Annotated in this window: 14 protein-coding genes; 3 read left to right on the forward strand and 11 right to left on the reverse strand. The window is 71.3% G+C overall.

The window, feature by feature from the left end; genetic code table 11:
* Positions 1-90: 90 nt before the first annotated feature.
* From ACZ5ID_RS22160 to ACZ5ID_RS22170, 3 genes are all read right to left on the reverse strand, one after another.
* Positions 91-594, reverse strand: a complete 504-nt coding sequence (locus ACZ5ID_RS22160; protein WP_468900592.1) for a GNAT family N-acetyltransferase — start codon at positions 592-594, stop codon at positions 91-93.
* Between the two features lie 36 nt (positions 595-630).
* The gene (locus ACZ5ID_RS22165; protein WP_406552220.1) at positions 631-1,125 is read right to left on the reverse strand and encodes an RNA polymerase sigma factor; all 495 of its coding nucleotides are present in this window, start codon (positions 1,123-1,125) and stop codon (positions 631-633) included.
* Positions 1,126-1,207: 82 nt separating this feature from the next.
* On the reverse strand, positions 1,208-2,383 hold the full coding sequence (locus tag ACZ5ID_RS22170; RefSeq protein WP_468900596.1) for a glycerophosphodiester phosphodiesterase: 1,176 nt from the start codon (positions 2,381-2,383) through the stop codon (positions 1,208-1,210).
* A 265-nt stretch (positions 2,384-2,648) separates the two neighbouring features.
* On the opposite strand from ACZ5ID_RS22170, the gene ACZ5ID_RS22175 reads away from it, so the two are divergent.
* Positions 2,649-3,320, forward strand: coding sequence for a lysophospholipid acyltransferase family protein (locus ACZ5ID_RS22175; protein ID WP_406552222.1), 672 nt, complete (start codon positions 2,649-2,651; stop codon positions 3,318-3,320).
* 213 nt (positions 3,321-3,533) lie between these two features.
* Here the strand turns inward: ACZ5ID_RS22175 and ACZ5ID_RS22180 are convergent, their stop codons facing one another.
* A complete protein-coding gene (locus tag ACZ5ID_RS22180) occupies positions 3,534-5,078 on the reverse strand; it encodes an MFS transporter (protein WP_468900600.1) in 1,545 nt (514 codons plus the stop codon).
* Complete coding sequence (locus ACZ5ID_RS22185; RefSeq protein WP_468900603.1) at positions 5,075-5,626, reverse strand: TetR/AcrR family transcriptional regulator; 552 nt, start codon at positions 5,624-5,626, stop codon at positions 5,075-5,077. Before ACZ5ID_RS22185 ends, ACZ5ID_RS22180 begins: the two co-directional genes overlap by 4 nt.
* Positions 5,627-5,764: 138 nt before the next feature.
* On the opposite strand from ACZ5ID_RS22185, the gene ACZ5ID_RS22190 reads away from it, so the two are divergent.
* Entirely contained in the window at positions 5,765-6,271 is a 507-nt protein-coding gene (locus ACZ5ID_RS22190) for a DinB family protein (protein ID WP_468900606.1), read from the forward strand.
* 56 nt (positions 6,272-6,327) lie between these two features.
* Here ACZ5ID_RS22190 and lepB read toward each other — a convergent pair whose 3' ends face one another.
* The 3 genes from lepB to ACZ5ID_RS22205 form a co-directional block, all read right to left on the reverse strand.
* Positions 6,328-7,278 (reverse strand): signal peptidase I, encoded by a 951-nt coding sequence (gene lepB / locus ACZ5ID_RS22195; protein WP_468901081.1) that lies wholly within the window; start codon positions 7,276-7,278, stop codon positions 6,328-6,330.
* Positions 7,279-7,398: 120 nt separating this feature from the next.
* Entirely contained in the window at positions 7,399-8,826 is a 1,428-nt protein-coding gene (gene argH, locus ACZ5ID_RS22200) for an argininosuccinate lyase (protein WP_468900609.1), read from the reverse strand.
* Positions 8,827-8,908: 82 nt separating this feature from the next.
* Positions 8,909-10,102, reverse strand: a complete 1,194-nt coding sequence (locus tag ACZ5ID_RS22205) for an argininosuccinate synthase (RefSeq protein ID WP_468900612.1) — start codon at positions 10,100-10,102, stop codon at positions 8,909-8,911.
* Positions 10,103-10,286: 184 nt separating this feature from the next.
* Between ACZ5ID_RS22205 and ACZ5ID_RS22210 the strand changes: the two genes are divergently transcribed.
* Positions 10,287-10,997, forward strand: a complete 711-nt coding sequence (locus tag ACZ5ID_RS22210; RefSeq protein ID WP_468901083.1) for a L,D-transpeptidase family protein — start codon at positions 10,287-10,289, stop codon at positions 10,995-10,997.
* Positions 10,998-11,004: 7 nt separating this feature from the next.
* Here the strand turns inward: ACZ5ID_RS22210 and ACZ5ID_RS22215 are convergent, their stop codons facing one another.
* The 3 genes from ACZ5ID_RS22215 to argB are packed head-to-tail and all read right to left on the reverse strand — an operon-like array spanning position 11,005 to position 13,659.
* Complete coding sequence (locus ACZ5ID_RS22215; RefSeq protein ID WP_406552229.1) at positions 11,005-11,550, reverse strand: arginine repressor; 546 nt, start codon at positions 11,548-11,550, stop codon at positions 11,005-11,007.
* Positions 11,551-11,557: 7 nt separating this feature from the next.
* Positions 11,558-12,757: an acetylornithine transaminase gene (locus ACZ5ID_RS22220; RefSeq protein WP_468900616.1), complete on the reverse strand. Its 1,200-nt coding sequence runs from the start codon at positions 12,755-12,757 to the stop codon at positions 11,558-11,560.
* The gene (argB, locus tag ACZ5ID_RS22225) at positions 12,754-13,659 is read right to left on the reverse strand and encodes an acetylglutamate kinase (RefSeq protein WP_406552231.1); all 906 of its coding nucleotides are present in this window, start codon (positions 13,657-13,659) and stop codon (positions 12,754-12,756) included. Before argB ends, ACZ5ID_RS22220 begins: the two co-directional genes overlap by 4 nt.
* Positions 13,660-13,695 lie beyond the last annotated feature (36 nt).

Raw genomic sequence — 13,695 nt, forward strand, 5'->3', positions numbered from 1 at the left:
TGCAGATGTCGCAATCCACACCGAGCCAGAAGGCCCTCACCTCGTTCAAGCACCCAGCACGCGTGTCACCAACGTCCCGGGACAACACACCTAGGCGCTGGCGACGAACTGCGGGGCAGCCGCGTCCTTCTCCAGGGTGATCACCGACAGCTTCGGGCCGGCCGCCTCCGTGGCGACCGGCGCGTAGCCGTGCTTGCGGTAGAGCCGCAGGTTGGACTCGCTGCGGTGGCCGGTGAAGAGCTGGAACCGCTTGGCCGACAGCCGGCCCGCGAAGTGCTCCTCTATGGCGCTCAGCAGCCGGCTGCCCAGACCGTGGCCCTGCATCCTGGGGTGCACGATCAGCTTGCCGATCCGGCCGGTACCCGAGGCGTCCACGCTGCCCCGGACCGACGCGACCACCTCGTCGCCGAGCCGCGCCACCAGCGCGTAGCCGCCGCCGAGCTCGCTGCGCAGGCCGTCGAGCGTCTGGGTGAGCGGTTCGATGGAGTAGTCGCCGTAGAGCTCCGCCTCGCTCTGGTAGCAGAGGTACTGAAGCTTGAGGATCTGCTCGCAGTCACCCTCACGCGCCGCAGAGATGGTCACACTCATGCCCATGTGTGCATGCCTTCCGCTCACCCGTCCACCGGTTGTCTAACGCTCCATTCCCCGCGGGTCAGGAGCCGCAACCTCCGCCGCGAGCATTCTGCGCAGGCATCCCAGGCAACGGGAACGCATCGGCCCCAGACTCCCCTGTGAGATATCCAACTCCCCTGCGATTTCTCGGTAAGTGGGGTCGCTGGGCGAGAGAAGTGCGGTCAGCAGCCGGGGGCAGTTTCCCGGCGTCCTGGCCACGGCCGTACGCAGCGCACGGCTCAGCTCCTCGCTCAGAACCGTGCGTTCCGGGCCCGATTCCGGGTCGGCGGCCGGTTCGGCGGCGAACGGCAGCTCGCGCCGTGCCCGGCGGCGGGCTCGTCTGACTTCCGCCCGGACGGCCCAGCGCACCCAGGGCAGCGGGTCCGCCGGACGGCTTTCGAGGAGCCGCACCCAGACGTCCTGTTCGAGGTCGGCGGGGTCGACTCCGGCTCCCGGCGCCTCCGCGGCGGCCTCGGCGGCCACCAGCGGGCTCAGCTCTTTGACGAGGTCCATGCCGGGCGGGACGCGGCCACGGTCGGGGGCGGTTTCGACGGCGGCCGTACGTCACCCGTACGTGAAGGCCCGTACGCCCGTGCTAACCGCGGGGCGGGTGCCCCGCCCGGAAGTCCGCGGCGGCGAGCAGTGCGGTGTCCGCGTTGTCGGAGAACACGGCGTCGATCCCGGTGGCAAAGTACGTCCGGAACGCGCCGAACGCGTCCCCGTAGGCGTTGGGGTCGGTGCCGCGCCGGAAGTCGGCGGGCAGGAAGGTGTTCTCGTCGCGCATCGTGTACGGGTGCAGGATCAGCCCGTGCGCGTGGGCGTCCCGGACCAGGGTGGTCGACGTGGTCAGCCGGCCCGCCGCGTCCTTGGGGATGATCAGGTCCAGGGTCGGGCCGATGCCCTGCGCGAACGAGGCGATCCACCTCAGGCCCTCGGGCTCGACCAGGTCGTCCGTGGTGCGCGGGTCGCCGCTCACCACGAAGTCCCACGGCTTGGTGCCGGTGCCGGACAGCAGGACCACCGACGGGGTGTCCACCAGACGGCTCAGCCGCTGGATGCTGCTCGGCTCGAACGACTGGAGGAACTGGGGGGAGTCGGCGCGGTGGCGCCCGTACCGGCGCAGCAGCTTGGCGACCCGGTCCTCCAGGGGCAGCCCGATGCCGCGGAAGTAGGTGGGGTGCTTGGTCTCGGTGTGCAGCCAGATCCGGCGGCCGAGGCGGCGCTCCTCGCGCTCGGCCCACTGGAGGACCTCCTCGAAGGTGGGAACCGACCAGCGGCCGTCGTAGAGCGTGTTGCGCTGCCGCACCGCGGGCAGGCGCTCCTTGGCCCGCAGCGTCTTCAGCTCCGCGAGCGTGAAGTCCTCGGTGAACCAGCCGGTGACGGTGGCGCCGTCCACCTTCTTGGTGGTCCTGCGGCCCGCGAACTCACGGCGGTCGGCGACATCGGTCGTAGCGGTGATGTCGTTCTCGTGACGGCAGACCAGATGCCCGTCGCTGGTGGGGACGAGGTCCTGTTCGATCACATGGGCGCCGAGGTCCAGGGCGTGCTGGTAGGAGCCGAGGGTGTGCTCGGGACGGTATCCGGCGGTGCCGCGGTGCCCTATCACGTACGGGACCGGCAGATCCCTGTACGTGCCGTGGCGGCGCGCCCCGCCGTTCTCCCGGGGCCGCGCGCTCGCGGTCGCGGCGGGCAGCCCGGTGGCCGCCGTGCCCAGAACCGCCGCGCCGAGCACGGTGCGCCGCCCGGGGCTCATCCGCTCACCCTGTGTCATGAACGCTCCTTGTGAAGTGGTGTGTGCCGTGCCTGATCGCCTGTCCCGCACCTGTCAACGGGAGGGGACGAGCGTAGGCGTATCCCCCTTAAGCGGGGGAGCCTTTTCGGCCAATCGGGGCGGAACGTGGCGCGAACACGTGTCAACATCGCGTATCCACCGTGTGAACCCGATGTGCGATCGGACGGCGCCCGCGAGTATCGTCCTCACCTGCGCGGACCTCACTCCGCGCGGACCCGTCAGCCCACGACACCGGAGGAAAGCGTTGTCCCGACTCGCGCTCATCAAGGCAGTGCTCGGACCGATCATGCGCCTGATGTTCCGTCCGCAGGTGGAGGGCGTCGAGAACATCCCGGGGACGGGTCCGGTCATCCTCGCGGGCAACCATCTGACCTTCATCGACTCGATGATCATGCCGGTGTGCCTGGACCGTCCGGTGTACTTCATCGGCAAGGACGAGTACGTCACGGGCAAGGGTCTCAAGGGCCGTCTGATGGCCTGGTTCTTCAGCGGCGTCGGCATGATCCCGGTCAACCGCGACGGCGGCCACGGCGGTGTCGCGGCGCTGATGACGGGACGTCAGGTGCTGGACGAGGGCAAGGTCTTCAGCATCTACCCGGAGGGCACCCGCTCCCCCGACGGCCGCCTCTACCGGGGCCGCACCGGCATCGCCCGGCTGACGCTGATGACCGGCGCGCCGGTCGTGCCGTTCGCGATGATCGGCACGGACAAGATCCAGCCCGGTGGGGCGGGGCTGCCGCGCCCCGGCAAGGTGACCGTCCGCTTCGGTGAGCCGATGGAGTTCTCGCGGTACGAGGGGATGGACCGGGACCGCTATGTGCTGCGGGCCGTCACGGACTCGGTGATGGCGGAGGTCATGCGACTGTCCGGGCAGGAGTACGTGGACATGTACGCCACAAAGGCGAAGGCGGCGTAGCGGCCGAGCCCTTCAGGGGCGCGGGGAACTGCGCGACCAGCCACAGGCGGCCCGCAGCCGGGACTCATGCAGTCCGTCGGCTGCGGGCCGTCCTGGGCTGAGCGCGCGGTTCCCCGCGCCCCTGGGAAACACGGGGTCGAGCCCGCACCTCCGCACCTCCCGCGCCCCTGGGAACCACCGGACCAAGACAAACGGACACCGCGCCCGCACATGCTAGGGGTGCTCCAACCCCTCCTCCAGACGCTGCCCCCGCAGCAGAAACCACGCCGCGACCGCCGTCGCGAACAGCACCCCGCTCCCCACCGCCGCCGCCGTCTGGAAGCCGTCCGTGAAGGCGTCCCGGGCGGCGCTCAGCATGGGGGCCGCCTGCTCGGCGGGGAGCCGGGCCGCCGCGTCCACCGCGCCGCCGAGCGAGTCGTGCGCCGCGTCGGACACCCCCGCGGGCAGGTCCGCCGGAGCGGTGAAGCCGCGGTAGATCCCCGTCACCACGGAGCCGAGCAGCGCGATGCCCAGGGCCGCGCCCAGCTCGTACGCCGTCTCGGAGACCGCGGAGGCCGCCCCCGCCTGCTCCTTCGGCACGCTGGAGAGGATGACGTCGGCGGTGACCGTGAAGGCGAGACCCGCGCCGAGGCCGCCCACGAACAGGGCGATGCCGAGCGCCACCACCCCGGTGTCGGCCGTGACCGCCATACAGGCGGCCAGCGCCGCGCCCACCGCCGCCAGTCCTCCGGCAACCGCACTGCGCACCGAGGCCCGGCGCGCCACGTAACCCGCCGCGAGACCGGCGCCCACCGCGCCGACGGCCGCGGGCAGTTCGATCAGACCGGCCTCCAGCGGCGAGCGGACCTGGACCAGTTGGAGGAACTGGGAGAGGAAGAACACCAGCCCGGACAGGCCCAGGATGGTCAGCAGGTCGGCCAGGACCGCGCCGGAGAAGCCCCGGTGGTGGAAGAGCCGCATGTCCAGCAGCGGCGACTCGAGGGTGAGCTGACGGCGTACGAACCAGACCAGGGCCAGTACCCCCACCGCGGCGACCCCCGCGATCCTCGGGCTGAAGCCGTGGACGGCGGCCTCCTTCACCGCGTACACCACCGCGACCATGCCCACCAGTGACAGCAGCACGCTCCCGAGGTCCCAGGGGCCGGGGCTCGGATCGCGCGACTCGGGCAGCAGCTTGATGCCGACGAGCACCAGCACGGCCATCACCGGCAGGTTGATCAGGAAGACCGAGCCCCACCAGAAGTTCTCCAGCAGGAAGCCGCCGACCACGGGCCCGACGGCGGCGCCCGCCGAGGCCGCCGCGCCCCAGATGCCCACGGCGAGGCTGCGCTCGCGCGGGTCGTGGAAGATGTTCCGGATCAGCGCCAGCGTGGACGGCATCAGGGTCGCGCCCGCGACACCGAGCAGCGCCCGCGCCACGATCATCATCTCGGGGCTGGAGGCGTACGCGTTGAGGACCGAGACCGCGCCGAAGGCCACCGCGCCGCACAGCAGCAGCCGCTTGCGGCCGATCCGGTCGCCGAGGCTGCCCATGGAGACGAGCAGGCCCGCGATGACGAACGAGTAGACGTCGCCGATCCAGAGCAGCTGCGTCCCCGACGGCTTGAGGTCCTCGCTGAGGAACGGGGTGGCCAGGCCCAGCACCGTGGCGTCGACGGCGACGAGGAGCACCGCCAGCACCAGCACGGCCAGGGCGAGCCAGCGGCCCGGCTGCCGCGTCTCGTGCGCGGACTCGGGCCGGGAAGTGGTACTGGTCATTTCTCCACGCTCCGTCGCGCTCCGCCGAGCAGCAACTCGACGATCATGTGCTGGAAGTCGTTCGCGGCGACCCGTCCGACCTGGACGGCCCAGGCGCAGGTGCCGATCAGGCCGTAGAGGGCCTCGGTGAGCCAAGCCGGGGTCAGATCGATCCGGAAGTCGCCCTGTTCCTGGCCGCGCCGGAAGAGCGCGCAGACGCGCGCGTCGAGCCGGGCCCAGCCCTCGTTCATCTGGTCGCCCTCGAAGAGCTGGTTCTCGGTGACGAGGAAGGCGAGCAGTCCGGCGGCGGGCTCCACCTCGGCGATCAGCCGGCGCAGCGCCTCCGGGGCGGTCCCCTCGTCCAGCCGGGCCGCGTCCAGGGCGTCCTCGAACTGCTCGATACCGAAGTTCTCCAGCGCCCGGACCAGCGCGTCCCGCCCGGCGAAGTGCCGGTGCAGGGTGGCGCGCCCGATGCCGGCGGCACGGGCCACCTCGTCCATCGTCGCGGTCGCCTTGCGGGAGAGCAGGGCGGCTGCCGTGCGCAGCACCTGGTCACGGTCCACAGTCATGAGACAACCATAGCCCGAATGAGACATAGATGTCTCATTCGGGGATTCGGCGGCCCGGCGGCTCGAATTCCCGTCGACTCACGGCTTCTGGATCACTAGCGTGGCGGGCGCCCCGCCCGCCCACCGGAAGGACCCGTAGTGACCGACGACCGCATACCGCCGCCCCTGCTCGCCGGGGAGCGCGAGACGTTGCGGGCCTTCCTCGACTACCACCGCGCCACGCTGGCCATGAAGTGCGAGGGCCTGTCCGACGAGGAGCTGCGCACCACGTCCATGCCGCCGTCGACGCTCTCGCTGCTCGGTCTGGTACGCCATATGGCCGAGGTGGAGCGCACCTGGTTCCGCAGGGTCGTGGGCGCCGAGGACATCACGCTGGTCTACTCGGACGTGAACGACTACCAGGTGGCCTACGACGCGAGCGGCGCCACCCGCGCGGACGCCTTCGCCCGCTGGCAGGCCGAGGTCGAGCACTCCCGCCGCATCGAGCGCGAGGCCGAGTCGCTGGACGTGGTCGCGCACAACCCCCGTTGGGACACGGATGTCTCGCTGCGGCTGGTGATGGTCCACGTACTGCTGGAGTACGCCCGCCACAACGGCCACGCCGACTTCCTGCGCGAGGGGATCGACGGGACGGTCGGGGCCTGACGCGAAGGGCCCGGACGGTCCGTGCGGACCGTCCGGGCCCCTGGCCCGCCGATGGCTCAGCGACCGGCGCGCCGGCGCCTGCGCAGCAGGACGACCGGGGCCGCACCCAGCAGGCCCAGCGCGGCGGGCGCCGCCGAGGCGACGGTGCCGATGCCCTGCTGGCCGAAGGTGCTCGGGACCGGCAGGGTGTTCCAGCGGTCGAGCGGCCAGGCGACGACGAGCGCGCGCCCCACCACCTTGTCGACCGGCACCGAGCCGCCGCCCGACTGGTCCCGGTGGTAGCGGGAGTCCGCCGAGTTCTGCCGGTGGTCGCCCATCACCCAGATCCGGCCCTTGGGCACGGTGATCTTGAACTGGCTCTCCGGGTCGGTGCTGCACGGGGTGTTCCCGGCGAAGACGTACGGCTCGTCCAGGGCCTTGCCGTTGACCTTGAGGGGGCCGGTGCCCTTGCACTCCACGGTGTCGCCACCGACCGCGACGACCCGCTTGATCAGGTCCTTCTCCTCCGCCGACGGCATCAGCCCGACGAAGCTCAGCACCTTCTGCACGGCGTTGGGCTGCGGGGTGGGCTCGCCTTCGAGCCAGTTGCCGGGGTCGTGGAAGACGACGACCTCGCCGCGCTCCGGCTCGGAGCCGAACCACGGGGTCAGCTTGTCCACCAGGACGCGGTCACCGCGCTGGAGCGTGTTCTGCATCGAGTCCGAGGGGATCGAGAAGGCCTGCACCAGGAACGTCTTGATCAGCAGGGCGAGGATCAGCGCGATACCGACCAGCAGCGGCAGCTCTTTCCAGAAGGAGCGCTGCCTGGGCTTCGGCCCGGTGGCCTCCCCGTCGGTCCCGGGCGTTCCGTCGGCCGTCCCGTCGGGTGCCGCATCGGGCGCCGGACCGGAATCTGCCGTCCCCCCGGGTCCCTGGGGCCGGTCGAGCCCCTCGGTTCCCGCCGGTCCCGGCTGGGGCCGCTCGGCGTCCCCGTGTCCTTCTTGCGCGCCGACCGCCACGTCCCCCACGTCCAACTCCCTCACCGCCGAAGGGACCATCGTCGCACGAAAAGGGCGCCGCTGATCGACATCGGCGGCGCACTCCATCCGTACGGGGCATGCGCGGCGCGCACACCCCGTACCGGTATGTCATTTCCGGGCGTCGGCCCAGGCGTGCTGGACGGCCAGGTCGGCCTTGACCTCGGCGAGTTGGACGGCGACGGCCGAGGGGGCGGTGCCGCCGCGGCCGTCCCGGGAGGCGAGGGCGCCGGGGACGTTCAGGACGGTCCGCACCTCGGGCGTCAGATGCTCGGAGATCTCGGCGAACTGCTCGTCGGTGAGCTCGTCGAGCTCGATGCCGTGCGCCTCGCAGACCTTGACGCACTCCCCCGCGACCTCGTGCGCCACCCGGAACGGCACGCCCTGCCTGACCAGCCACTCCGCGATGTCGGTGGCGAGCGAGAAGCCCGCGGGCGCCAGCTCCTCCATACGCTCCCGGTTGACCGTGAGCGTCGCCATCATCCCGGTGAACGCGGGCAGCAGCACCTCCAGTTGGTCACAGGAGTCGAAGACCGGCTCCTTGTCCTCCTGGAGGTCCCGGTTGTACGCGAGCGGCAGCGCCTTCAGGGTCGCCAGCAGACCGGTCAGATTGCCGATCAGGCGGCCGGACTTGCCGCGCGCCAGCTCCGCGATGTCCGGGTTCTTCTTCTGCGGCATGATCGAGGAGCCGGTGGAGAAGGCGTCGTGCAGGGTGACGAAGGAGAACTCCTTCGTGTTCCAGATGATGACCTCCTCGGCGATCCGGGAGAGGTTGACGCCGATCATCGCGGTGATGAAGGCGAACTCCGCCACGAAGTCGCGGGAGGCCGTGCCGTCGATGGAGTTGGCCACGCTGCCGCGCTCGAAGCCGAGGTCGGCGGCGACCGCCTCCGGGTCGAGGCCGAGGCTGCTGCCCGCGAGCGCGCCCGAGCCGTACGGGGAGACCGCCGTGCGCTCGTCCCACTGCCGCAGCCGCTCGGCGTCCCGGGACAGGGACTGGACGTGGGCCAGGACGTGGTGGGCGAAGAGCACCGGCTGGGCGTGCTGGAGGTGGGTGCGGCCGGGCATCGCCACGTCCGGGTGCGCCTCGGCGAGACCCACCAGCGCGTCCTGGAGCTCCGCGACCAGGCCGCCGATGATCCGGGCGTGGTCGCGCAGATACATCCGGAAGAGCGTGGCCACCTGGTCGTTGCGGGAGCGGCCGGCCCGCAGCTTGCCGCCGAGGTCGGGGCCGAGCCGCTCCAGCAGGCCCCGCTCCAGGGCGGTGTGAACGTCCTCGTCGGCGATGGTGCCGGTGAAGGAGCCGTCGGCGACGTCGGCCTCCAGCCGGTCCAGACCGGCGGTCATCCGCTGGAGCTCGTCGGCCGTGAGCAGGCCCGCCTTGTGCAGCACGCGCGCGTGGGCGCGGGAGCCGGCGATGTCGTACGGCGCGAGGCGCCAGTCGAAGTGGACCGACGCGGACAGCTTCGCCAGCGCCTCGGCGGGTCCGTCGGCGAACCGGCCGCCCCAGAGCCGGACGTCACCGTTGTTGCTGCTCACAGCTGCTGCTCCTCACAAGGGTGGATATGCCGCCGCCTCCCCGCCGCGAAGTCGGGGAGGCGGCCTGTACAACGCGTCGCCGTTACGCCAGATCGCGCTTGGCGGCGATCTTCGAGGAGAGGCCGAAGATCTCGATGAAGCCCTGCGCCTTGGACTGGTCGAAGGTGTCGCCGGAGTCGTAGGTGGCGAGGTTGAAGTCGTAGAGCGACTCCTCGGACTTCCGGCCGGTGACGACGGCGCGACCGCCGTGCAGGGTCATCCGGATGTCGCCGGTGACGTGCTGGTTGGCCTCGTTGATGAAGCCGTCCAGGGCGCGCTTGAGCGGGGAGAACCACAGGCCGTCGTAGACCATCTCGCCCCAGCGCTGCTCGACCTGCCGCTTGTAGCGGGCCAGCTCGCGCTCGACGGTGACGTTCTCCAGCTCCTGGTGGGCGGTGATCAGCGCGATCGCGCCGGGCGCCTCGTACACCTCACGGGACTTGATGCCCACGAGCCGGTCCTCGACCATGTCGATCCGGCCGATGCCCTGGGCTCCGGCCCGCTCGTTGAGCTGCTGGATCGCCTGGAGGACGGTGACGGGCCTGCCGTCGATGGCTACGGGGACGCCCTCCTTGAAGGAGATGACGACCTCGTCGGCCTCGCGGAGCTCGGCCGGGTTCGAGGTGTACTCGTAGATGTCCTCGATCGGCGCGTTCCAGATGTCCTCCAGGAAGCCGGTCTCGACGGCCCGTCCGAAGACGTTCTGGTCGATCGAGTACGGCGACTTCTTGGTGGTGGCGATGGGGAGGTTCTTGGCCTCGCAGAAGGCGATCGCCTTGTCCCGGGTCATCGCGTAGTCGCGGACGGGGGCGATGCACTTCAGGTCCGGGCCCAGGGCGGCGATGCCGGCCTCGAACCGCACCTGGTCGTTGCCCTTGCCGGTGCAGCCGTGGGCGACGGTGGTGGCGCCGTGCTTCCTGGCGGCGGCCACCAGGTGCTTGACGATGGTCGGCCGGGAGAGCGCCGAGACCAGCGGGTAGCGGTCCATGTAGAGGGCGTTGGCCTTGATCGCCGGGAGGCAGTACTCGTCGGCGAATTCGTCCCGGGCGTCCGCGACCTCGGCCTCGACGGCACCGCAGGCGAGCGCGCGCTTGCGGATGACGTCCAGGTCCTCGCCGCCCTGGCCGACGTCCACGGCAACGGCGATGACCTCGGCGCCCGTCTCCTCGGCGATCCAGCCGATGGCGACGGAGGTGTCCAGACCGCCCGAGTAGGCGAGTACGACGCGCTCGGTCACGGGTTTCTCCTTACGGTGCATTCGGTGATGGGTATAACTATGCAGTGGTCCGTATGTTTTGTCAACGAGGGGGTGGGGAGGGACCGACGGGGGGCAGAAGGAGAACGCGCGCCACGCGACCGGGGTAACGGTTCGGTCCCCCGGCAGGACGTCAACGGGCGGGCCGCGTACGGTCACGGGCATGATGCGTACCGCTCTCGCACTCGGTGCGGCCCTGCTCGCGCTGGCGGCCCCGGCCGCGACGGCCGACTCCCGCCCCTTCCACCCGCCCCAGCTGCCCAACCGGATGGCCGACACCGGCGGCGGCACCCAGCTGATCACCGCCGAGGCCCCCGCGCCGGGCTCCACCACGGGCCGGGTGACCTGGTGGGACAGGCGCGGGCCGCTGTGGGTGGCGGTGGGCCGGGCGGACGCGAGGTTCGGCGCCCATGGCCTGGTCGAGGGAACGGCCCGCCGGCAGAACACCGGGACGACCCCGACCGGCCTGTACGACCTGCCGTACGCGTTCGGCACCACGGCCGCGCCCCGGGGGACGAAGTTCGACTACCGTCGCGCCACCACGAAGTCCTGGTGGTGCGAGGACACCGCCTCACAGGCGTACAACCGCTGGGTGGAGGGGCTGCCCGCCGACTGCCGGGCGAGCGAGTCCGAGCAGATCACCGCGTTCCCCACGCAGTACGCCCGCGCCCTGGTGGTCGGGTTCAACTACGACCGGCCGGTACGCGGGCGGGGTGCGGGGATCTTCCTGCACGTCAACGGGAAGGGGGCGACCGCCGGTTGCGTCTCGGTCCCGGCGGACGCGATGGCCGCCATCCTGGCCTGGGCGGACCCGGCCAGGCACCCCCACATCGCGATCGGCACGGCGTCCGGGCCGACCGCGATCACACGCTACTGACCGCTCCTCAGGCCGAGCGGTCGTTCTGTGCCAGCCGCAGCAGATGGTCCGCCAGGGCCTGGCCGCCGGCCGGGTCCCGGCTGATCAGCATCAGGGTGTCGTCGCCCGCGATCGTGCCGAGGATGTCGTGCAGCTCGGCCTGGTCGATGGCCGAGGCGAGGAACTGGGCGGCGCCCGGCGGCGTACGCAGGACCACCAGGTTGGCGGAGGCCTCCGCGGAGATCAGCAGCTCCGCGGAGAGCCGCCGCATCCGCTCCTCCTTGGCCGACTCGCCGAGCGGGGCCTTGGGTGTGCGGAAGCCGCCCTCGCTGGGCACCGCGTAGATCAGCTCGCCGCCGGTGTTGCGGATCTTCACCGCGCCCAGCTCGTCCAGGTCGCGCGAGAGCGTCGCCTGGGTGACGCTCAGCCCGTCGTCCGCGAGCAGCTTGGCGAGCTGGCTCTGGGACCGCACCGGCTGCCGGTTGAGGATGTCCACGATCCGGCGGTGCCGGGCGGTGCGGGTCTGCGGTACGGCGGGGCCGCCGAGCTCTTGGTCCTGCGCCTCGTCGGTCATCGTCGTCTCATTCTCCGGATCGTCCGTCCCCGTTGACACTCGCGTCGAGGACACCGGGCAGCGACTGGAGGAACGCGTCCACCTCCGCGTCACCGATGATCAGCGGCGGCATGAGCCGTACGACATCGGGGGCGGGCGCGTTGACCAGGAAGCCGGCATCCTGGGCCGCCCGCTGCACCTTGGCGGCGACGGCCTCGGTGAGCACGATACCCAGCAGCAGGCCCGCGCCACGGACATGGGAGACCAGCGGGTGTGCCAGCGCCTCGATTCCGCCCCGCAGCCGCTCGCCCAGCCGCTTCACCCGGTCGAGCGCTCCGTCGGCGGCGAGCGTGTCCAGAACGGCGAGTCCGGCCGCGCACGCCACCGGGTTCCCGCCGAAGGTGGTGCCGTGCTGACCGGGCGTCAGCAGCTCGGCGGCCGGGCCGAAGGCGACGGTGGCACCGATGGGCAGACCGCCGCCGAGCCCCTTGGCGAGGGTGACGAGGTCGGGCAGGACGCCCTCGTGCTGCTGGTGCTCGAACCAGGTGCCGGTGCGGCCGATGCCGGTCTGCACCTCGTCCAGGACCAGCAGTGTGCCGGTGGCCGCGGTGATCTCACGGGCCGCCCGCAGATAGCCCCTGGGCGGGACGACCACACCGTTCTCGCCCTGGATGGGCTCGATCACGACGAGCGCGGTCTCCTCGGTGACCGCGGCCCGCAGCGCCTCGGCGTCCCCGTACGGCACATGGGTGACATCGCCGGGCAGCGGACGGAAGGGCGCCTGCTTGCCGGGCTGACCGGTGAGGGCGAGCGCCCCCATCGTCCGGCCGTGGAAACCGCCCTCGGTGGCGACCATGTGGCCGCGGCCGGTCAGCCGCCCGATCTTGAAGGCGGCCTCGTTGGCCTCCGCGCCCGAGTTGCAGAAGAAGACCCGGCCCGGCCGTCCGAACAGCTCGATCAGCCGCTCGGCGAGCGCCACCGGCGGCTCGGCGACGAACAGGTTGGAGACATGGCCGAGTTCGGCGATCTGACGGGAGACCGCCTCGACGACGGCCGGGTGGCCGTGACCGAGGGCGTTGACCGCGATACCGCCGACGAAGTCGGTGTACTCGGTGCCGTCCGCGTCCCACACCTTGGCGCCCGCGCCGCGCACCAGCGCCAGCTTCGGAGTGCCGTAGTTGTCCGTCATGACCCGCTGCCAGCGCTGGGCCAGCTCCTGACCGGTCACTGTGCTTCCCCCTGCTGGTCGTCGGGCACGACCATGGTGCCGATGCCCTCGTCCGTGAAGATCTCAAGAAGGATGGAGTGCGGGACGCGACCGTCGATCACGCGCGCGGTGTTGACGCCGTTGCGCACGGCGAACAGACAGCCCTCCATCTTGGGGACCATGCCGCTGGAGAGGTCGGGCAGCAGTTTCTCCAGCTGGCGGGCGGTGAGTCGGCTGATGACCTCGTCGCTGTGCGGCCAGTCCTCGTACAGGCCCTCGACGTCGGTCAGGACCATCAGGGTCTCGGCGCCCAGCGCAGCCGCAAGAGCCGCAGCCGCCGTATCAGCATTGACGTTGTAGACATGTCCGTCGTCCTGGGAGCGGGCGATCGAGGAGATGACCGGGATCCGGCCGTCCTCCAGCAGCGCCTCGATGGCGCCGGTGTCGATCGCGGTGATCTCACCGACCCGTCCGATGTCGACGAGCTCGCCGTCGATCTCGGGCCGGTGCTGGGTGGCGGTGATGGTGTGGGCGTCCTCGCCGGTCATCCCGACGGCGAGCGGACCGTGCTGGTTGAGCAGCCCGACGAGCTCGCGCTGGACCTGCCCGGCGAGCACCATCCGTACGACGTCCATCGCCTCCGGCGTGGTGACGCGCAGGCCCGCCTTGAACTCGCTGACCAGGCCGTGCCGGTCGAGCTGGGCGCTGATCTGGGGGCCGCCGCCGTGCACCACGACGGGCTTGAGCCCGGCGTGCCGCAGGAAGACGACGTCCTGGGCGAAGGCGGCCTTGAGCGCCTCGTCGACCATGGCGTTGCCGCCGAACTTGATGACGACGGTCCGGCCGTGGTGGCGGGTCAGCCACGGCAGCGCCTCGATGAGGATGCGTGCCTTGGGGAGCGCGGTGTGCTTTCGCGTACTCATGGGCGCAGCCCATTCCTTGGAAGGGTGGTGGCGGGA

The sequence above is a fragment of the Streptomyces sp. NPDC031670 genome, from assembly GCF_055580545.1.